This window comes from Pseudomonas sp. JE3303, from assembly GCF_056312565.1.
Genome location: NZ_JBWGIF010000004.1, coordinates 204295 through 223655, shown reverse-complemented (window position 1 = coordinate 223655; position 19361 = coordinate 204295). Strand labels below are relative to the sequence as shown.

The window sequence follows — 19361 nt, the reverse complement described above, 5'->3', positions numbered from 1 at the left end:
TTCACTCTCCTCCCGCCAATGGCTTGCGCAAGACACCATAGACCACCTGATAGGTGGCTGGCAGTCCCTGAGGCTGGCGAAAGCCTTCATAGGCCTTCAGCAAGGCCTGCATGCGGGCGCGCCCTGTAAGGCCGGTGGGACGGCCAGGATTGAGGTTGTGGGCGCCGAGCGCCTTGAGCTCATGGGTCAGGTCGCGCACGTCGCTGTAATGCAGGACCTCGGCCCGACGCGTCAGATCGAGCACCTGCAGACCGCTGTCGGCGCACAGGCGCTGGTAATCCTCGAATCGCCGGAAGCGGTTGACGTGCACCAGTCCGTCTACCGCCTGCCAGCTGTCACGCAGCTCCTGCAGGGTGCCGACGCACAGGCTGCTGAACGCCAGCAGGCCACCGGGGCGCAGCACCCGGTGCGCTTCCTCGAGCACCGCGCCAAACTGACTGCACCACTGCACCGCAAGGCTGGTGAACACCACGTCGATGCTGGCATTGCGCAGCGGCAGACGTTCGGCATCGCCGGCCACGTGGTGCTGCGCGCCGCCTGCGCTGCGGGCGTGGCGCAGCATCCCTTCGGCAATGTCCACCGCAACGCCCGACGCTTGCGGGTAACGCTCGCTCAGTTGCCGACTGAAATAGCCGGTGCCGCTGCCCAGATCGAGCCATCTGCCGGGCTGCAGACCGGCAGGCAACTGTCCTAGCAACGCCTCGCCGACCGCGCGCTGCAAAGCCGCGACGCTGTCATAGCTGGCAGCAGCCCGGGAAAACGAGGCGGCCACCTGGCGCTTGTCAGGCAAAGCGCCGGGCGGCGTGGGCCGGGAAAGATCAGTCATCGCCACTCTCATGCAAGAAACTCTTGATGCCCGTCGCCAGCTCCTGGGGATATTCCAGCAGGAAGGCGTGGGCGCTGTCTTCGACCAGGCCGACTTCGACGTCTGGCAAAAGGTCGCTCAACGCCTGCGCAGCCTCGGCCGGCACCAGGGCGTCGTTGCCCGCGAACAGGTGCAACTGCGGCCCTGCATAGCGCTCCAGAGCACCGCGGGTGTCAAGCTGCTCCAGTACGCGCAGGCCGTTGGCCAGGTAGAGCGGGTCGGTGTCGGGTACCCCTACGCCGAGCAGGCGCATCAGGCTGCGCGGCGTCTGCGCGCCCTCGCTGCACAGGCTGCGAAAACGCTTGAGGGTGACCTGAGGATGGCTGCGGCAGCCGTCCAGGAATGTCGCGAAGGTGTCGGGCGCCATGCCGTGGGGCCAGTCTGGCCGGGCCACGAAGCTTGGGTTGCTGGCAAGTGTAAGCAGCCCGCAGCAATGATCGCCGCGACGCTCGGCCAGAAGGCTTGCCAGCATGCCGCCGAGGGACCAGCCGCCCAGCCAGGTATCGGTAGGCAGCTTGCGGTGCAGGTAGTCGACCCACGCACCGAGATCCGCCTCGGCCAGCTCAGGCAAAGACACCAGTTCGATCTGCAGGTGTGGGTCCTGGGCGCGAAGGCTGGCGGCCAGCGGTTCCAGGGAAGCGGTCCCCAGGCCCCAGCCGGGCAGCAGGACAAGACGGTTACGCATCGGCAGTCTCCAACAGTGGGTGACACTCGGCCAATGCATTCAACAATAGCTGCACCTGCGCCTCGCTGTGCGCGGCGCTCAGGGTTACCCGCAGCCGCGCACTGCCGGCGGGCACGGTGGGCGGGCGGATCGCGGTGACCAGCAGGCCACGCTCGCGAAGCAACCGGGACAGGTGCATCGCCCGCGCGCTGTCGCCGATGACGATGGGCTGGATCGGGGTCACGCTTTCCATCAGTTCAAGCCCCAGCGCCAGCGCACCCTCGCGGAACTGACGGATCAGCGCAGCCAGGTGCTCACGGCGCCAGTGCTCGCGGCGCAGCAGTTCCAGGCTCTTCAACGTCGCACACGCCAGCGCCGGTGGCTGGCTCGTAGTGTAGATATAGGGACGCGCGAATTGCACCAGCGACTCGATCAGCTCCTCGCTGCCCGCCACGAAGGCCCCAGCGGTGCCACAGGCCTTGCCCAAGGTGCCGATCAGTACTGGCACCTGCTCGATGCCCAGGCCGAAATGTTCGACGATGCCGCCGCCATTGCGCCCCAAGGTACCCAGGCCATGGGCGTCGTCGACCATCAGCCAGGCATCGCGCGCCTGGGCTGCAGCGGCCAGGGCCGGCAGGTTGGCAAGGTCGCCGTCCATGCTGAACACGCCGTCGGTGACCACCAGGGTATTGCCCACCGCCTTGTCCAGGCGGTTTCGCAGGCTGACGGCGTCGTTGTGCAGGTAACGGCTGAAACGCGCGCCGCTGAGCAACCCGCCGTCGAGCAGCGAGGCGTGGTTGAGGCGGTCTTGCAGCACAGTATCGCCCTGCCCCACCAGCGCCGTCAGCGCCCCAAGGTTGGCCATGTAGCCGGTGGAGAACAGCAATGCCCGCGGCCGCCCGGTCAGCTCGGCGAGGGCCTCCTCGAGTTGGTGATGAGGCGTGCTGTGGCCGATCACCAGGTGCGAGGCGCCGCCGCCGACACCCCAGCGCTCGGCACCCGCGCGCCAGGCCGCGATCACCTCGGGGTGATTGGCCAGGCCCAGGTAATCATTGCTGCAGAACGCCAGCAGCGGCTGGCCGTCGACCACCACCTCAGGCCCTTGCGGGCTCTGCAGCAGTGGCCGTTGCCGGTACAGGTCCGCGGCGCGCCGTTCGGCCAGGCGCGCCCCCAGGTCGAAGGCCATGCTCAGGCCGACGCGGCGTCGTAGAACAGCTCGCTGCTGCGTTGCTCGACCACGGCCTGTTCGATGGCGGCCTGATGAACTTCGTCAGCGTGCCCTTCGCCGGCCTCAGGCTGGATGCCAAGGCGCTTGAACAGCTGCATGTCCTTGTCGGCCTGCGGGTTGGCGGTGGTCAGCAGCTTCTCGCCGTAGAAGATCGAGTTGGCGCCCGCCATGAAGGCCAGGGCCTGCATCTGCTCGTTCATGGCTTCGCGGCCGGCCGATAGGCGCACATGCGACTTGGGCATCAGGATGCGGGCAACGGCCAGCATGCGGATGAAATCGAACGGGTCGACGTCTTCGGCGTTTTCCAGAGGGGTGCCGGCCACCTTGACCAGCATGTTGATCGGCACCGACTCCGGGTGTTCCGGCAGGTTGGCCAGCTGGATCAGCAAGCCGGCACGGTCGTCGAGCGACTCGCCCATGCCCAGGATCCCGCCCGAGCAGATCTTCATCCCGGCATCACGCACATAGGCCAGGGTCTCCAAGCGCTCGCCATAGGTGCGGGTGGTGATGATGCTGCCGTAGAACTCCGGCGAGGTGTCCAGGTTGTGGTTGTAATAGTCCAGGCCGGCGTCGGCCAGGGCCTCGGTCTGCTCGCGGTCCAGCTTGCCCAGGGTCATGCAGGTTTCCAGGCCCAGGGCCTTGACGCCCTGGACCATCTGCAGGACGTAGGGCATGTCCTTGGCTGACGGATGCTTCCAGGCGGCGCCCATGCAGAAGCGCGTGGAACCGATGGCCTTGGCGCGAGCCGCTTCCTCGAGGACCTTCTGCACTTCCATCAGTTTCTGTTTTTCAAGCCCGGTGTTGTAGTGGCCGGACTGTGGACAGTATTTGCAGTCCTCGGGGCAGGCGCCGGTCTTGATCGACAACAAGGTCGACACTTGCACGCGGTTGGGATCGAAATGCGCGCGGTGCACGGATTGCGCCTGGAACAGCAGGTCGTTGAAGGGCTGCTGGAACAGCGCCTTGACCTCGTGCAGGGACCAGTCGTGACGTGTTGTTGCAGTTGTGCTGGCGCTCATCGGCGTTTCCTTGTCTAGGCTCTGTCGGGCGCAGGGACGGACAAGCCCGCCAGCGCATCACGGATAGACCGCATAGTCGAGGAAGCCTCATGCACTGTCAACCATGGTTAAGATCACTGGTTTACAAGTGTACAAATAGTGATCAGGCTTGTTTATTGTGCGATGCCCTGACGGATCAGCCATATCCGCTCTGTACCTGCTGCGAGACAGAGTTGCCCTGGCTCGATGATCAGTGCCTGATCTGCGCTCTGCCGCTGCCGATGCGTGACTTGACCTGCGGCCAGTGCCGCCGCAAGCGGCCTGCCTTCAAGCGGGTCGAGACGCTCTGGCACTACGGATTCCCCATTGATGCGCTGATCACTCGCTTCAAGCACAACAGTCAGTGGCCGCTGGGCCGCCTGCTGGCCGAGCTGCAGGGCAAGGACTTGCAGCACCGTTTCGAGCAGGGGCTGCCGCGCCCCGATCGGCTATTGCCGGTGCCCATGGCACGCGGCCGACTGCGCCAGCGGGGTTTCAATCAGGCCGCGATGCTGGCCCGCTGGCTGAGCGCCCGATTGCACATCCCTTGTGATGAGGCGTTGCTCCAGCGCCCGCGTGACACCCCGGCACAGCAGGTGCTCGGTGCCAAGGCCCGGCAGCGCAACCTGCGCGAGGCGTTCGCACTGGGTCGCGACGAAGCGCTTGATGGCCTGCACCTGGCTCTTGTGGACGACGTCATGACCACCGGCGCCACGGCGCAAGCCTTGGCCGGCCTGCTGCGCCAGGCAGGTGCGCGCCGGGTCGATGTGTACTGCCTGGCGCGCACTGCAAAGCCCGACAAGACTTGACTTGCCCACAGGCGGGCGGCAACGTCGGTCCGGTATCCGATCGAGCCCTTACAGATCATGTCCTTGCCGCTATTGCTCACCCAGCACATCGCCCGCCGCCCGCAACGCATCGCCTTGTTGCAGCACATCGCCGAACAAGGCTCGATCACCCGCGCGGCGAAGGCTGCGGGCATCAGCTACAAGGGGGCGTGGGATGCCATCGACGAGCTCAACAACCTGGCCGCCACCCCGCTGGTGGAGCGCAGTACCGGCGGCAGGGGCGGCGGCGGTGCGCGGTTGTCCGCCGAGGGGCAGCGTGTATTGCGTCTTTACCAGCGGCTGCAGGCGTTGCAGGCGCAGGTCCTGGAGGCGGCCATCGATGACAGCGACCTGGACCTGCTTGGCCGGCTGATGCTGCGCACCAGTGCGCGCAATCAATTGCAGGGTGAGGTGGCCGCGGTCGTGCATGAAGGGCGTCATGACCGGATCCGGCTGGCCCTGCCACAAGGGCTGGAGATCGAGGCGCTGATTACCCGCGACAGCACCGAGCGGCTGGAGCTGGTGCCGGGTGCGCGGGTAGTGGCGTTGCTCAAGGCGGGCTGGGTGCAGGTGCTCGGAGCGCGAGAAGATGCGCAGGCTGGCTGCAATTGTCTGAATGCCAGGGTCGAGGAAGTGCTGGCGGATGGCGATGGGCCAAGCGAGGTGCGGCTGGGATTGGAGAATGGGCAGACGCTGTGTGCGTTTGCCGACAGGGTCGAGGTGGGCAGTGAGGTGCGGGCCCAGTTTCATCCGTCTTATGTATTGATCGGGACACCTGTGTAGGCGCGGCGGTTCGGCGCCCCGACTCGCCCGCGATGGGCCGGTACAGGCAACCGGGACCCCAGGATTGGGATACCATGTCCCAATCCCCTCCGCCCCAGGAACCACCATGTCCCATCCCTTCGATACCCTCACCCCCGACCTGGTCCTGGACGCCGTGGAAAGCCTCGGCCTGCTCAGCGACGCGCGGGTGCTGGCGCTCAACAGCTATGAAAACCGGGTCTACCAGATCGGCATCGAAGGGGAGCAGCCGCTGATCGCCAAGTTCTACCGTCCGGGCCGCTGGACCGATGCCGCCATCCTTGAAGAACACAGCTTCACCGCCGAACTGGCCGAATGCGAAGTGCCTGTCGTCGCGCCTATCGCGCACGAGGGCCGGACGCTGTTCGAGCACCAGGGCTTTCGCTTCACCCTCTTCCCTCGCCGTGGGGGCCGCGCTCCAGAACCGGGCAACCTCGACCAGCTGTATCGCCTGGGCCAGTTACTGGGCCGCCTGCACGCCGTCGGTTCCACCCGTCCTTTCGAGCACCGTGAAGCGCTGACCATCAGCAACTTCGGCCACGCCTCGCTGGACACCCTGCTGGCCGGCAACTTCGTGCCCAACAGCCTGCTGCCCGCCTTCGAGTCGGTTGCCCGCGATGTGCTCAAGCGGGTCGAGGACGCCTATGCCCGTACTCCGCACCAGACCATCCGCCTGCACGGCGATTGCCACCCCGGTAACATGATGTGCCGCGACGAGGCCTATCACCTCGTCGACCTCGACGACTGCCGCATGGGTCCAGCAGTGCAGGACTTGTGGATGATGCTTGCCGGCAGCCGCGAAGAGCGCCTGGGCCAACTGGCCGAGCTGATGGATGGCTATAACGAATTCCACGACTTCGACCCGCGCCAGTTGGCGTTGATCGAGCCCTTGCGCGCCTTGCGCCAGCTGCACTACAGCGCATGGCTGGCACGTCGCTGGGACGACCCGGCGTTTCCCCGCAGCTTCCCCTGGTTTGGCCAGGAACGATACTGGGGTGACCAGATCCTGGCCCTGCGCGAGCAGATGGCTGCGCTGGATGAGGCGCCGCTCAAATTGTTCTAGAAGCTCGAGACACTCTGTCTACAATAGGCGCCGCCATACTTAGCGACCTAAGCAAGGAATCTGCATGCACGCCGCAAACCCGCGCCGCGGGTACATCCTGGGCCTGAGCGCCTACATCATCTGGGGTCTGTTCCCCCTCTACTTCAAAGTCTTGCAAAGCGTTCCGGCGGTCGAGATCATCGTTCACCGGGTACTCTGGTCCGCGCTGTTCGGCTCGATCGTGCTGTTTTTCTGGAAGCACCCGGGCTGGTGGGGCGAGCTGCGCGCCAACCCGCGCCGCCTGGCCGTGCTGGCCCTGAGCGGCTCGCTGATCGCTGGCAACTGGCTGACCTATGTCTGGGCGGTAAATAACGGCCGCATGCTCGAGGCAAGCCTTGGCTACTACATCAATCCGCTGATCAATGTATTGCTGGGCATGCTGCTGCTCGGCGAGCGTCTGCGCCGCCTGCAATGGCTGGCGGTAGGCCTGGCCGCGGTGGGGGTGGCCCAGCAGGTATGGCAGGTCGGAAGCCTGCCCTGGGTGTCCCTGGCATTGGCCCTGAGCTTTGGCTTCTACGGGCTGATCCGCAAGCAGGCACCGGTCGCTGCGCTGCCTGGGCTGGTGGTGGAGACCTGGATGCTGGTGCCGCTGGCAGCTGGCTGGCTGCTTTTGCATCCTGAGGTCGGCAGCGCCCAGGCGGACTTCTACACCAGTAGCCAGGCCTTGTGGCTGATGGCAGCTGGCCCGGTGACGCTGGTGCCGTTGGTGTGCTTCAACGCCGCCGCCCGGCACTTGCCCTACACTACCCTGGGCTTCTTGCAATACCTGGCCCCGACCCTGGTGCTGCTGCAGGCAACGCTGTTGTTTGGTGAACATCTGTCTTCCAGCACGCTGGTGGCCTTCATGTTCATCTGGGCAGGCCTGGCCATCTACAGTGTCGACGCCTGGCTGAGCCTGCGCCGCCGCAACTGATCAAAAAACACACAAAACCCTGCAGGCCACGGCAAACGTGGCCTGCAGCACGATCTCCCAAGGTTATCCACACCCTCGTCCCCGTGTATCCGGGATAAGTCCTACTCTTCTGGACGCAGCTTCAACTCCACCATCAGGTCGTCGGCCAAGGCTTCGAGCCGTTGCTGCAGGTCGTCCAGCGATAACGTCAGCGGCAGGGCCAGCAAGGCGTCCGCGTGGAACAGCGGCTCGCTGCTCATCGGCGCCGGACGCACCTCGGTGGTAAAGCGCTCCAGGTTGACGCCCTGCTCGGCCAGCAGCCGGGTAATGTCACGCACGATGCCTGGACGGTCGTTACCCACGAGTTCCATGGCGATCGGCTTCCAGGTGCATGACGGCTCGATGCCACTCTCGGCGATGAGCACCCGGATGTCATGGCGAAGCAGGCCTTGCAGGCTGGCGACCAGCCCGTCGTAGGACTCGGCCGGCACCGCCACCCGCAGGATCCCGGCAAACTGTCCGGCCATCCGCGACATGCGGCTCTCCAGCCAATTGCCATTGTGGTCGGCGATGCACTCGGCAATACGCTCGACCTGGCCAGCCTTGTCAGGGGCAATCACAGTGAGTACAAGATGATCCACGGGCCAGTCCTCTTCGCTCAGGCTTTGACGAGACAGTTTTCCACGACGCCGGGAAAGTATAGGCAAGGCGCGGCATCCTGCCGCAGGAGCATCACTCAAAGAATCGTGTACTGTTTTGAGATTTATCTGGAACAATCCACAAGATATTTGCGAACATACTCCTCCCAGCGTGACTTCGAGCGACCTACGGGTCGCAGTACGACGCTTTTGGTCTGATATTCACAAGCGTGAGGCATCATGTAGTATGCCTTCGCGTGGACTACAAAACCGTCGTTTCGATTTCTGTACGATGAAGCGAAATAGCTGAGCAGAGTGAGGCAAGCAATGACTGAACACGTTCAAGTCGGTGGCCTTCAGGTCGCCAAGGTTCTGTACGACTTCGTCAACGACGAAGCCATTCCCGGGACCGGCATCGTCGCCGAGCAGTTCTGGGCAGGTGCGGAAAAAATCATCCACGACCTCGCTCCCAAGAACAAAGCTCTGTTGGCCAAGCGCGACGCCCTGCAAGCGCAGATCGATGCCTGGCACCAGGCGCGCAAAGGCCAGGCCTTTGACGCTGCCGGCTACAAGAGCTTCCTTCAGGAAATCGGCTACCTGCTGCCGCCAGCCGACGACTTCCAGGCAACGACGCAAAACGTCGATGAAGAAATCGCCCGCATGGCCGGCCCGCAGCTGGTAGTGCCAGTGATGAATGCCCGCTTTGCCCTCAACGCCTCCAACGCCCGCTGGGGCTCGCTCTATGATGCGCTGTACGGCACCGATGCCATCAGCGATGAAGGCGGCGCCGAAAAAGGCAAAGGCTACAACACGCTGCGTGGCAACAAGGTCATCGCCTTCGCCCGCGCCTTCCTCGACGAAGCCGCACCCCTGGAAAACGGCTCGCACGTCGACGCCAGCGCCTATCGCATCGAAGGCGGCAAGTTGCTGGTCGCCCTCAAGGGTGACAACACGAGCGGCCTGCGCGATGAAGCACAGCTGATCGGTTTCCATGGCGACGCAGCGGCGCCAACCGCCATCCTGCTCAAGCACAACGGCCTGCACTTTGAAATCCAGGTCGATGCCAGCACCCCGGTTGGCAGCACCGATGCCGCAGGGGTCAAGGACATCCTCATGGAATCGGCCCTGACCACCATCATGGACTGCGAAGACTCGGTCGCCGCGGTCGATGCCGACGACAAGGTCGTGGTGTACCGCAACTGGCTGGGGCTGATGAAGGGTGACCTGTCCGAAAGCGTCAGCAAGGGTGGCAAGACTTTCGTCCGCACCATGAACCGGGACCGCGAGTACACTGCCCCCAACGGCGGCCAGGTCACCTTGCACGGCCGTTCGTTGCTGTTCGTGCGTAACGTCGGCCACCTGATGACCATCGACGCCATTCTGGACAAGGACGGCAACGAAGTGCCGGAGGGCATTCTCGACGGCCTGATGACCAACCTGGCCGCTGTGCACAACCTCAACGGCAACACCACCCGCAAGAACACCCGCACCGGCTCTGTCTACATCGTCAAGCCGAAGATGCATGGCCCCGAAGAAGCAGCCTTCACCAACGAGCTGTTCGGCCGCGTCGAAGACGTGCTCAAGCTACCGCGCAACACCCTGAAGGTCGGCATCATGGACGAGGAACGCCGCACCACGGTCAACCTCAAGGCCTGCATCAAGGCCGCTGCCGAACGCGTTGTGTTCATCAACACCGGTTTCCTCGACCGTACCGGCGACGAAATCCACACCTCCATGGAAGCCGGCGCCGTCGTGCGCAAGGGCGTCATGAAGAACGAGAAGTGGATCGCTGCCTACGAGAACAACAACGTCGACGTGGGCCTCGCCACCGGCCTGCAGGGCCGCGCGCAGATCGGCAAGGGCATGTGGGCCATGCCGGACCTGATGGCGGCGATGCTCGAACAGAAGATCGCCCATCCACTGGCGGGCGCCAACACCGCGTGGGTCCCGTCGCCAACCGCCGCGACCTTGCATGCCCTGCACTATCACAAGGTCGATGTGCAAGCGCGACAGGCCGAGCTGGCCCGACGCGCACCCGCGTCGGTCGACGATATCCTGACCATCCCGCTGGCCGCCGATACCAACTGGTCCGACGAAGAAATCCGCAACGAGCTGGATAACAACGCCCAGGGCATTCTCGGCTACGTGGTGCGCTGGATCGACCAGGGCGTGGGTTGCTCCAAGGTGCCGGACATCAACGACGTCGGCCTCATGGAAGACCGCGCGACGCTGCGTATTTCCAGCCAGCTGCTGGCCAACTGGCTGCGCCATGGCGTGGTCAGCGAAGATCAGGTGATGGAGAGCTTGAAGCGCATGGCCGCGGTGGTCGACCGGCAGAACGCCAACGACCCGCTGTACCGCCCGCTGGCGCCGGACTTTGACAGCAATATCGCCTTCCAGGCGGCGGTCGAACTGGTGATCGAAGGTGCCAGGCAGCCGAACGGCTACACCGAGCCAGTTCTGCACCGTCGGCGCCGCGAGTTCAAGGCGCGCCACAAGGGCTGATGCATCCTGCGGCTGCTCCCCCTTGTGGGGGCAGCCCTGCCTTCAACCCTCCAGCCCCAGCTCCTTCCTCACCAGCCCCAGCAGTTTCCCCAGATCCACCGGCTTGAGCAGAAAATCCACCACCCCCAGGTGCATCACGTTCACCGCCTCTTTCACATCGGTTTCTCCCGACACGACGATAATCGACAGTGCAGCCCGCTCGGACTCACGGATGCGCCGGATCAGCTCGATGCCATCGTCGGGTACCATGCGCAGGTCGGTGATCATCACGCCGATGCGCGGCTCACGCCGGAGACAGTCCAGAGCCGCCAGGGCGCCATCGGCACCAATGCAGTCGAGCCCCTTGCTTTTCAGGTAGAGACACAGCGCCTCGCGGTTGACCGCGTTGTCGTCCACTATCAGCACCTGCTGCGCCGATGCAGGGGGTGCGTTCACCATGGCCAACGCCTTGCGTTCAGCGTCAGTCAGTATGTCGTCGTGCTCAGCCATGGCCATCCCAGAGAAAAAACCCTTTGAATCAAGTTCAGACCTCAAACCGATACCTTGCAAACTGCCTTTCGTCGGCTATTTGACACCGAACCCGTCCAACCGCCACCACGGCGACATCTAGACTTACGTCCAATGGGCACCGCGACGCGGTCCGCCGACCATGGGGGCTCTAGAACAACAATGTCCGCGTACATGCGCCGACACAACCGCGGTCAGTTTCATGAGCACAATGGACGCCTACAGCCGGGCTGGTAAAACAGCCGTTCTTCAGAACATCCAGGGCACGATGCAGTTCCTGCAACGCTTTCCGCCGTTCAATCAGATGCAGCATAGCCACCTGGCATTCCTGGTCGAACAGTGCCAGCTGCGTTTCTATGCCGCTGGCGAGAGCATCATCAGGCCCGCCGACGGCCCCGTCGAGCATTTCTACATCGTCAAGCAAGGCCGCGTGGTGGGCGAGCGCCAGCATGTGTCGCGCGCTGGCGTGGAGACTACGTTTGAAATCACCACAGGCGAGTGTTTCCCCCTTGCCGCGCTACTTGGCGAACGGGCAACGCGCACCGAGCATGTGGCGGGTGAAGACAGCTTCTGTCTCCAACTGAACAAGACGGCGTTCATCCGCCTGTTCTCGCTGTGCGAGGTTTTCCGCGACTTTGCCCTGCGCGGGGTGAGCAGCCTGCTCGATCAGGTCAACCAGCAGGTGCGGCGGCGCGCGGTCGAAACCTTGGGCAGTCAGTATTCGCTCAACACCCGCCTGGGCGAGCTGGCGATGCGCCACCCGGTAGTGTGCGACCCCGCCATGCCGGTGCGAGAGGCGGTGCGGCTGATGCACGAGCAACAGGTCGGCAGCATCGTGATCGTCGATGCACAGCGCTTTCCGGTCGGCATCTTCACCCTGCGCGACCTGCGCCAGTTGGTTGCCGGTGTCAGCGCCGAGTTCACCGCCCCGATCAGCCAGCACATGACCGCCGCACCCTTTTATCTCAGCCCCGATGCTTCGGCGTTCGATGCGGCCATGGCCATGACCGAGCGGCATATCGCGCACGTCTGCCTGGTGGACAACCAGCGGCTGTGTGGCGTGGTGTCGGAGCGTGACCTGTTCTCGCTGCAACGGGTCGACCTGGTGCACCTGGCGCGCACCATCCGCCATGCCCCGCGCCTGGAAGTTCTGGTGTCGCTGCGTGGCGAGATCGGCCAGCTGGTCGAGCGCATGCTGGCCCATGGTGCGTCAGCCACACAGATCACGCAAATCATTACCCTGCTCAACGATCACACCGTCTGCCGGGTGATCGAGCTGGCGCTGCAGGAAAAAGGCGACCCAGGTATTCCTTTCAGCTGGCTGTGTTTCGGCAGCGAGGGCCGCCGCGAGCAGACATTACACACCGACCAGGACAACGGCCTGCTTTTCGAGGCCCGTGACGATGCCCACGCCGGTGTGATCCGGGCACAGCTGCTGCCCCTGGCGCAGTTCATCAACCAAAGCCTGGCCCAGTGTGGCTTTACCCTGTGCCAGGGTAACGTGATGGCCGGCAACCCCGAGCTGTGCCTGTCCCGCGCAGAGTGGGCACGGCGCTTTGGCGCGTTTATCCGCGAAGCGACGCCCGAGAATCTGCTGGCGTCGAGCATCTATTTCGACCTGCGGGTGGTGTGGGGCGACGAGCAGGCCTGCGAACAACTGCGCCGCGGCATTCTCGATCAGGTCGCCGACAATCGTCTGTTCCAGCGCATGATGGCCGATAATGCTTTGCGCCAGCGTCCGCCGGTAGGCCGGCTGCGTGAGTTCGTGCTGACCCGTCAGGGTGGTGACAAGGCAGCCACCCTAGACCTCAAGGTCCAGGGCCTGACGCCCTTCGTCGATGGAGCGCGGCTGCTCGCGCTGGCCAATGGCATCAGCGCCAACAATACCCTTGAACGTCTGCGCCAGCTGGTCGCCAAAGGCGTTATCGAGCCACTCGACGGCGGTGCCTATGAGGAGGCCTATCATTTCATCCAGCAGACGCGCATGCAGCAACACCAGCGCCAGACCCGACAGAACCAGCCGTACTCCAACCGCCTGGACCCGGACAGCCTCAACCAGCTGGACCGGCGCATCCTGCGCGAGTCGCTGCGCCAGGCCCTGCGCCTGCAAGCGAGCCTGGCCCTGCGGTACCAGCTATGAACCTGTTCGCCTGGCTGCGCCCTACCGCGCCTGAACTCGACGATGCCCTGCGCCAGCGCCTGGCCCGGCTGCCGCAACCCGCACCGCTCGGCGTGCACTCACTGCGCGAGCAGCGCTGGGTAGTGCTGGACCTGGAAACCAGCGGCCTCAACCTCAATCGTGACCAGGTGCTGTCGATCGGCGCCGTGGCTATAGAGGACGGCGCGATCGACTTTGCTCAGCAGTTCGAGCGCACCCTGCATCGTCCCACCCAGAAGACCAATCCCAGCGTGCTGATCCATGGCCTGGGCCCCAGTGCCCTGGCGGCAGGGTGCGAACCGACCGAGGCCTTGGCCGACCTGCTGGAATTCATCGGCGACAGCCCCGTGCTGGCATTCCATTCGGCCTTTGACGAGCACATGCTGGGTCGTGCCTTGAAGGATAGCCTGGGCTATCGCCTGCAAAATTCGTTTCTCGATGTTGCGCAATTGGCACCGCTGCTCAACCCCGATGTAGTACTGCGTGAAGCGGGGCTGGATGACTGGATCGCCTGCTTCGGCCTGCAGGTACCCGCCCGCCACCATGCCGGCGCCGATGCCCAGGTCACGGCCGAGCTGGCGCTGATCCTGTTCAGCCAGGCCCGCCGCCAGCAGCTCGATAGCCCATTGCAGCTTGGCCAGCGTCTGCAACAGTGGCGCCGGCGCAAGGTACAGAACCACGGCCTGTGATGGCATTCCGATAAGCGTCGATTGCAACCGACGGCTTGCCTCTGCAACAATCGCGAATAATTATCGTTAGTTAACGCATTGTTTCGGGGGACGTCGTGTCGTCTGTGCAGAGTCCACACGCCGAGCTGGTCGGTGCGCTGTACCGCGACCACCGCGCCTGGCTGCTTGCCTGGCTGCGGCGCAATACTGCCTGCCGACAGCGCGCCGAAGACCTGAGCCAGGATACCTTCGTACGCCTGCTCGGCCGCGACCAGCTCAGCGCACCGCGCGAGCCTCGTGCCTTTCTGGTTGCCGTCGCCCGCGGCCTGCTGTTCGACCACTTCCGCCGGGCCGCACTGGAACAGGCCTACCTGGCCGAGCTGGCGCTGATGTCGACGGCCGACCAGCCCTCTCCCGAGATCCAGCACCTTATCCTCGAAGACCTCAAGGCCATCGACCTCCTGCTCGGCAAACTATCGAGCAAGGCCCGTGCCGCGTTCCTGCATTACCGCCTCGACGGCATGGGTCAGGCCGAGATCGCCGAGCGCCTGGGCGTATCGGTGTCGCGCGTACGCCAGTACCTGGCCCAGGGCATGCGCCAGTGCTACATCGCCCTCTACGGGGAACCAACGTGAGCTCCGCGCCGGTATCGGCCCAGGTGCTGGACGCCGCGATCGCCTGGAAGCTGTGCCTGGACGACGGCAGCGGCTCGGCCGAGGAGCGCGGCCGGTTCATACGCTGGCATGCCGCCAGCGAAGAGCACGCGCGGGCCTGGCTGCAGCTGGGCATGCTCGACCAGCGCGTCAGTGCCGCCGCCGGCCCCGCGCGCCAGGCGCTGCTGCAATCACGCACCCTCCTGCGCCGGCGTGCCGGCAAGCTTGGCAGCGGCCTGGCCGGCGTCCTGCTGATCGTCAGCTTGCTCACCTGGGCCGACGCGCCGTCGCTCTCACCGCAGTACTGGCTGGCCGACCAGCGCACCGCCACTGGCGAGCTGCGCACGCTGCGCCTGGAGGACGGTACCTTGATCAGCCTCAACACCCATTCGGCGGTCGACCTGCGGTTCGACGCCAGGCAGCGGCTGATTGTCCTGCATCAAGGCGAGATCTCGATCGAGACAGGCCATGCCGACACGCGCCCGTTCGTGGTGCGCACCGACGATGGCCACCTGCGGCCCTTGGGCACGCGTTTTCTGGTCAAGCGCGAAGCCCACGGCACCCGCCTGGAAGTGCTGCAGTCGGCCGTGGCCGCGCAACCGCTCAACAGTGGCGACGAACAGGTGCTGCGCGAAGGCCAGCAAGCGCTGATGAGCGCCGACAGCCTTGGTCAGGCCACCCCGGTGCCAGCCGGAGCCGATGCCTGGACCCGCGGCATGCTGGTGGTCGACAACGTCCGTCTGGCTGACCTGGTGGCGACCCTTGCGCAGTACCGCAGCGGTCATCTGGGGGTCGCCGATGAGGTCGCCGATCTGCGCGTGACCGGCAGTTTTCCCCTGACCGACACCGACCTGGCGCTGGCATCGCTGCTGCCGGTGCTCCCGGTGAAGGTCGAGCAGCACACACCGTGGTGGGTAACGGTGCTGCCGCGCTAGCAGCACGCAAGCTACAAGCCACCGAGCTTTTTCTTGCAGCTTGCAGCTTGAAACTTGCAGCTGCCCCCTGACACTTTTTCGATCTCGTTCGGCAAGGAAGCAGTTCGCACTTATCCGTCTAGGAGCCGCTGCATGTCCCGTGCTGTTGTCACTTACCTGCGTCCCAGCCTGATGGCCCTGGCCATTGCCCTGGCCAGCCCTGCGCTTTGCGCCGCCGATCTGTCGGCCATGCGCGGCTACGACCTGCCTAGCGCCCCTCTGGCCAGCACCCTGAACCAGATCGCCAGCCAGGCCGGTATCGCCCTCGCGCTGGACCCCGCTCTCGTCAGCGGACGTACCTCCGCGCCGGTCACCGGCCAGCACGACGCCCTCGGCGCCCTGCAGGCCGCCCTGAGCGGTACTGGCCTGCAGCTGCAGCAGAGCAGCGCCGGCAGTTACAGCCTGGCCGCTACGCCGGAGGGCAGCCTGGCCCTTCCGGAAACCAGCATCGATGCCAGCAGCAGCTATGAAAGCGCCTGGGGCGCAGCGAGCGGGTATGTGGCGAGCCGTACGGCGGCTGGGACCAAGACCGATACCGCCATCTCCGAGCTGCCTCGCTCCGTGACGGTTGTCACTCGCCAGCAGATGGAAGACCGCTCTGTTCTCAACCTCAATGACGCCTTGCGTTATACCGCAGGGGTACAAAGCAGCGGCTATGGCTCCGACTCGCGAAGCGACTGGCTGCTGGTTCGTGGCTTCGTGCCCACCCAGTTCCTCGATGGCCTGCCGCTGCCCAAGGGCAACTATGCCACCCCGAAAATCGAGCCCTGGAACCTGGAACGCGTCGCCGTATTGCGGGGCCCAGCCTCATCCGTCTATGGCCAGACCCCGCCCGGCGGGATGCTGGACATGACCTCACGCCGCCCGCAGTACGAAGCTAGCCACGAAGTTGAAGTGCAGGCCGGCAGCAACGAACACAAGCAGATCAGTTTCGACAGCACCGGCAATATCGACGATCAAGGCCAGTTCCTCTATCGCCTGAGCGGTACCGTGCGTGACAGCAACTCGCCGGTCGACCATATTCCCGACAAGCGCTACAACGTCGCGCCCAGCCTGACGTGGAACATCAACGACGACACCAGGCTGACCTTCATCTCGCAGTACACCCGGGACGATACCGGCATCACCGGTCAGTTCCTGCCGCTCCAGGGCACCAAGCTCAGCAGCGCTGCCGGCAAGATCTCACACCACAAGAACCTGGGCGATCCGGACTGGGAGTCCTACGACCGCACCTACTACGCACTGGGGTATGCCTTCGAGACGCGCCTGAACGACACCTGGCAGTTCCGCCAGAACCTGCGGTACACCCGCAACGAGCTGGACTTCAAGGGTATTACCGCCGGTGGCTCGATCTGGCCTGCGGGGCCAGACGAGGCCGTGGGCGAGGATGGCACCGTCCAGCGCACCGCAGGCATCGTGGAAGAGGACATCAGCCAGTTCGCCGTGGACAACAACTTCCAGGCCGATTTCCAGACCGGCGCCATTGCCCACACCCTGTTGCTGGGCCTCGACCACCAGCGGTCGACCAGCGATGCCCGCTGGCAGTGGGGTTCGGCCGGGGTGCCGCCCAGCAACATCCATGACCCGGTCTACGGTCAGGACTTCTCCAAGGTCGACTTCCTCGACATGTACGACTACACGCAGAAGACCCAGCAGACCGGCCTCTACATCCAGGACCAGATGGCCCTGGACAACTGGCGCCTGAGCCTGGGCGGACGCGAGGACTGGGTTCATACCGGGACCACGTTCCATAACATGGGTGACGCGACCAATACCCAGCGCGACAGGAAATTCAGTGGTAACGCCGCGCTGAGCTATGTCTTCGACAATGGCCTCACGCCCTACATTTCCTACGCGGAATCTTTCCAGGCTGCATCCGGCTCGACGGTCAACAGTACCGATGCGTTCAAGCCGACCGAAGGCAAGCAGTACGAGCTGGGCCTCAAGTACCAGCCGCCTGGCAGCGCGACCTTGCTGACTGCAGCGGTGTTCGACCTGACCCAGGAAAACATGTCGGTCACCGAGGGTAACGTCACCCGACAGGTGGGTGAAGTACGGGTCCGCGGCCTGGAGCTTGAAGCCAGCTCCGACGTCAACGAAAGCCTGAAACTGATCGGGTCGTACACCTACAACGACAGCGAGATCATCAAGGGCACGAGTGCCGAGGAAGGCAAGCGCATGAGCCAGGTCCCGCGTAACCAGGCCACGGCCTGGGCTGACTACACTTGGCGCACCGGCCCGCTGGACGGCTTCGGGGTAGGCGTTGGTGTGCGTTACGTGGGCGACACCTACGGCAACACGACCAATACGGATTGGGGACATGTGGGCTCCTACACCGTCTATGACGCATCGGTGCACTATGAGCTCGGCCGCCTGAACAACACACTCAAAGGCGTGACGGTTGCCATGGACGCCAAGAACGTCTTCAACAAGGACTACCTGTCCACCTGCGACGGTTACTATTGCTACTACGGCGACGAACGCAACGTGGTGGCAAGCGTCAACTACAAGTTCTGATGCAGCTCCGGGGCAACCATGAAAAGCCTAACCATCCGCCGCTGGTCGGTGGTCCACACCTGGACCAGCCTGATCTGCACGCTCTTCCTGGTGCTGCTGGCCTTGACCGGCCTGCCGCTGATCTTCCACCACGAACTGGAGCACCTGCTCGGCGATGCGCCTGAACTGCGCGAGATGCCTGCGGACACGCCGCACCTGGACCTCGAGCAACTGGTCCGCAAGGCCGAGGCACACCGCCCCGGCGAGGTGATGCAGTACTTCGGCTACGACGAAGACGACCGCAACGGCGTGGTCGCCATAATGGCGGCTACCGCGGGCACCGAGCCCAATTCCTCGCACACCTTCATGCTTGATGCCCGCACCGGCGAAGCCGTGGCCATGCCGTCGGCCAACGGCGGCATCATGCTGTTCCTGCTACGCCTGCATGTGGACATGTTCGCCGGCCTGCCCGGCAAGTTGCTGCTGGCGTTCATGGGGTTGCTGTTCGTCATCGCGATCATATCGGGCACCGTGCTTTACGCGCCGTTCATGCGCCGCCTCGAGTTCGCTACCGTACGTCACGAAAAATCCCGCCGCCTGCGCTGGCTCGACCTGCACAATCTGATCGGCATCGTTACCCTGACGTGGGCCCTGGTAGTCGGCGTCACCGGGGTGATCAGCGCCTGCGCTGACCTGGTCATCGCCGCCTGGCGCAACGAAAGCCTTGCAGCAATGGTTGCGCCCTACCGCGACGCGCCACCCTTGACCGAACGCGCGCCAGCCAGCCGCCTGCTGCAAATCGCCAACGAGACGGTCCCAGGCATGCAGGCCGACTTCATTGCCTTCCCCGGAACACGCTTTTCCAGCGAGCACCACTATGCGGTGTTCATGAAAGGCAGCACCCACCTTACCTCGCACCTGCTCACACCCGTGCTCATCGACGCTCGGACGCTCGCCGTCACCGCTGTTGGCGAGCGCCCCTGGTACATGGACGCCATGGGCCTGTCCCAGCCGCTGCACTTCGGTGACTACGGCGGCCGGCCAATGCAGATCCTCTGGGCAGTGCTCGATGTGCTGACCATCATCGTGCTGGGGAGCGGGGTCTACCTGTGGTGGGGCAAGCAGCGGCGTCCCCAGGCGAGGGAGGCGCGGGCATGAGCCACAAGTCGCAGGCGACCGGGCGCATCTTCGCCTGGCCGCTGGTCATCGGCCTGCTGGGCGCCATGGGCCTTTTCGCCGCACTGCTGGGCGATGGCGGATGGGATGCGCTGTCGTGGATTGGCCTGGGGGTGCCTGCAGTGCTGGGACTGCGCGGGCTTTGGCCAGGACGCAGGCGCTGAACCAGC

18 protein-coding genes are annotated in these 19361 nt (G+C 64.5%); 12 read left to right on the top strand and 6 right to left on the bottom strand.

What is annotated here, in order from left to right; all coding sequences use genetic code 11:
* Position 1: 1 nt before the first annotated feature.
* From bioC to bioB, 4 genes are read right to left on the bottom strand one after another with little or no spacing between them, the layout of a single operon-like run.
* Positions 2–826: a malonyl-ACP O-methyltransferase BioC gene (gene bioC / locus AC0ZZU_RS08025; RefSeq protein WP_476339970.1), complete on the bottom strand. Its 825-nt coding sequence runs from the start codon at positions 824–826 to the stop codon at positions 2–4.
* Positions 819–1550 (bottom strand): alpha/beta fold hydrolase, encoded by a 732-nt coding sequence (locus AC0ZZU_RS08020; RefSeq protein ID WP_476339969.1) that lies wholly within the window; start codon positions 1548–1550, stop codon positions 819–821. The genes bioC and AC0ZZU_RS08020 overlap by 8 nt, the downstream gene beginning before the upstream one ends.
* On the bottom strand, positions 1543–2715 hold the full coding sequence (bioF, locus tag AC0ZZU_RS08015; protein WP_476339968.1) for an 8-amino-7-oxononanoate synthase: 1173 nt from the start codon (positions 2713–2715) through the stop codon (positions 1543–1545). The genes AC0ZZU_RS08020 and bioF overlap by 8 nt, the downstream gene beginning before the upstream one ends.
* A gap of 2 nt (positions 2716–2717) precedes the next feature.
* Complete coding sequence (gene bioB, locus AC0ZZU_RS08010) at positions 2718–3776, bottom strand: biotin synthase BioB (RefSeq protein ID WP_476339967.1); 1059 nt, start codon at positions 3774–3776, stop codon at positions 2718–2720.
* A gap of 89 nt (positions 3777–3865) precedes the next feature.
* Here bioB and AC0ZZU_RS08005 point away from each other — a divergent pair, with 89 nt between their 5' ends.
* The 4 genes from AC0ZZU_RS08005 (at position 3866) to rarD (ending at position 7437) form a co-directional block, all read left to right on the top strand.
* Positions 3866–4603 (top strand): ComF family protein, encoded by a 738-nt coding sequence (locus tag AC0ZZU_RS08005; protein ID WP_476339966.1) that lies wholly within the window; start codon positions 3866–3868, stop codon positions 4601–4603.
* 57 nt (positions 4604–4660) lie between these two features.
* A complete protein-coding gene (locus AC0ZZU_RS08000; protein ID WP_476339965.1) occupies positions 4661–5404 on the top strand; it encodes a TOBE domain-containing protein in 744 nt (247 codons plus the stop codon).
* A 106-nt stretch (positions 5405–5510) separates the two neighbouring features.
* A complete protein-coding gene (locus tag AC0ZZU_RS07995; RefSeq protein ID WP_476339964.1) occupies positions 5511–6485 on the top strand; it encodes a serine/threonine protein kinase in 975 nt (324 codons plus the stop codon).
* A 64-nt stretch (positions 6486–6549) separates the two neighbouring features.
* Entirely contained in the window at positions 6550–7437 is an 888-nt protein-coding gene (gene rarD / locus AC0ZZU_RS07990) for an EamA family transporter RarD (protein ID WP_476339963.1), read from the top strand.
* 101 nt (positions 7438–7538) lie between these two features.
* Here the strand turns inward: rarD and AC0ZZU_RS07985 are convergent, their stop codons facing one another.
* Complete coding sequence (locus AC0ZZU_RS07985) at positions 7539–8057, bottom strand: glycine cleavage system transcriptional repressor (RefSeq protein WP_158461446.1); 519 nt, start codon at positions 8055–8057, stop codon at positions 7539–7541.
* A gap of 324 nt (positions 8058–8381) precedes the next feature.
* Here AC0ZZU_RS07985 and AC0ZZU_RS07980 point away from each other — a divergent pair, with 324 nt between their 5' ends.
* On the top strand, positions 8382–10559 hold the full coding sequence (locus AC0ZZU_RS07980; protein ID WP_476339962.1) for a malate synthase G: 2178 nt from the start codon (positions 8382–8384) through the stop codon (positions 10557–10559).
* A gap of 42 nt (positions 10560–10601) precedes the next feature.
* Here AC0ZZU_RS07980 and AC0ZZU_RS07975 read toward each other — a convergent pair whose 3' ends face one another.
* Positions 10602–11048: a response regulator gene (locus tag AC0ZZU_RS07975; protein WP_476339961.1), complete on the bottom strand. Its 447-nt coding sequence runs from the start codon at positions 11046–11048 to the stop codon at positions 10602–10604.
* A 220-nt stretch (positions 11049–11268) separates the two neighbouring features.
* On the opposite strand from AC0ZZU_RS07975, the gene AC0ZZU_RS07970 reads away from it, so the two are divergent.
* The 7 genes from AC0ZZU_RS07970 (at position 11269) to AC0ZZU_RS07940 (ending at position 19355) form a co-directional block, all read left to right on the top strand.
* Positions 11269–13206, top strand: coding sequence for a putative nucleotidyltransferase substrate binding domain-containing protein (locus AC0ZZU_RS07970; RefSeq protein ID WP_476339960.1), 1938 nt, complete (start codon positions 11269–11271; stop codon positions 13204–13206).
* Positions 13203–13913, top strand: coding sequence for a 3'-5' exonuclease (locus AC0ZZU_RS07965; RefSeq protein ID WP_476339959.1), 711 nt, complete (start codon positions 13203–13205; stop codon positions 13911–13913). Before AC0ZZU_RS07970 ends, AC0ZZU_RS07965 begins: the two co-directional genes overlap by 4 nt.
* A 95-nt stretch (positions 13914–14008) precedes the next feature.
* Complete coding sequence (locus AC0ZZU_RS07960) at positions 14009–14527, top strand: RNA polymerase sigma factor (RefSeq protein WP_476339958.1); 519 nt, start codon at positions 14009–14011, stop codon at positions 14525–14527.
* Positions 14524–15480, top strand: a complete 957-nt coding sequence (locus AC0ZZU_RS07955; protein WP_476339957.1) for a FecR domain-containing protein — start codon at positions 14524–14526, stop codon at positions 15478–15480. Before AC0ZZU_RS07960 ends, AC0ZZU_RS07955 begins: the two co-directional genes overlap by 4 nt.
* A gap of 132 nt (positions 15481–15612) precedes the next feature.
* Entirely contained in the window at positions 15613–18036 is a 2424-nt protein-coding gene (locus AC0ZZU_RS07950) for a TonB-dependent siderophore receptor (RefSeq protein ID WP_476339956.1), read from the top strand.
* A gap of 18 nt (positions 18037–18054) precedes the next feature.
* Complete coding sequence (locus tag AC0ZZU_RS07945; RefSeq protein ID WP_476339955.1) at positions 18055–19173, top strand: PepSY-associated TM helix domain-containing protein; 1119 nt, start codon at positions 18055–18057, stop codon at positions 19171–19173.
* Complete coding sequence (locus AC0ZZU_RS07940; RefSeq protein ID WP_476339954.1) at positions 19170–19355, top strand: hypothetical protein; 186 nt, start codon at positions 19170–19172, stop codon at positions 19353–19355. The genes AC0ZZU_RS07945 and AC0ZZU_RS07940 overlap by 4 nt, the downstream gene beginning before the upstream one ends.
* Positions 19356–19361 lie beyond the last annotated feature (6 nt).

Excerpts from the sequence above, each read along its gene's own strand:
- bioC (WP_476339970.1), bottom strand. The coding sequence starts at position 826 with ATGACTGATCTTTCCCGGCCCACGCCGCCCGGCGCTTTGCCTGACAAG.
- AC0ZZU_RS08020 (WP_476339969.1), bottom strand. The coding sequence starts at position 1,550 with ATGCGTAACCGTCTTGTCCTGCTGCCCGGCTGGGGCCTGGGGACCGCT.
- bioF (WP_476339968.1), bottom strand. The coding sequence starts at position 2,715 with ATGGCCTTCGACCTGGGGGCGCGCCTGGCCGAACGGCGCGCCGCGGAC.
- bioB (WP_476339967.1), bottom strand. The coding sequence starts at position 3,776 with ATGAGCGCCAGCACAACTGCAACAACACGTCACGACTGGTCCCTGCAC.
- AC0ZZU_RS08005 (WP_476339966.1), top strand. The coding sequence starts at position 3,866 with ATGCACTGTCAACCATGGTTAAGATCACTGGTTTACAAGTGTACAAAT.
- AC0ZZU_RS08000 (WP_476339965.1), top strand. The coding sequence starts at position 4,661 with ATGTCCTTGCCGCTATTGCTCACCCAGCACATCGCCCGCCGCCCGCAA.
- AC0ZZU_RS07995 (WP_476339964.1), top strand. The coding sequence starts at position 5,511 with ATGTCCCATCCCTTCGATACCCTCACCCCCGACCTGGTCCTGGACGCC.
- rarD (WP_476339963.1), top strand. The coding sequence starts at position 6,550 with ATGCACGCCGCAAACCCGCGCCGCGGGTACATCCTGGGCCTGAGCGCC.
- AC0ZZU_RS07980 (WP_476339962.1), top strand. The coding sequence starts at position 8,382 with ATGACTGAACACGTTCAAGTCGGTGGCCTTCAGGTCGCCAAGGTTCTG.
- AC0ZZU_RS07975 (WP_476339961.1), bottom strand. The coding sequence starts at position 11,048 with ATGGCTGAGCACGACGACATACTGACTGACGCTGAACGCAAGGCGTTG.
- AC0ZZU_RS07970 (WP_476339960.1), top strand. The coding sequence starts at position 11,269 with ATGAGCACAATGGACGCCTACAGCCGGGCTGGTAAAACAGCCGTTCTT.
- AC0ZZU_RS07965 (WP_476339959.1), top strand. The coding sequence starts at position 13,203 with ATGAACCTGTTCGCCTGGCTGCGCCCTACCGCGCCTGAACTCGACGAT.
- AC0ZZU_RS07950 (WP_476339956.1), top strand. The coding sequence starts at position 15,613 with ATGTCCCGTGCTGTTGTCACTTACCTGCGTCCCAGCCTGATGGCCCTG.
- AC0ZZU_RS07945 (WP_476339955.1), top strand. The coding sequence starts at position 18,055 with ATGAAAAGCCTAACCATCCGCCGCTGGTCGGTGGTCCACACCTGGACC.
- AC0ZZU_RS07940 (WP_476339954.1), top strand. The coding sequence starts at position 19,170 with ATGAGCCACAAGTCGCAGGCGACCGGGCGCATCTTCGCCTGGCCGCTG.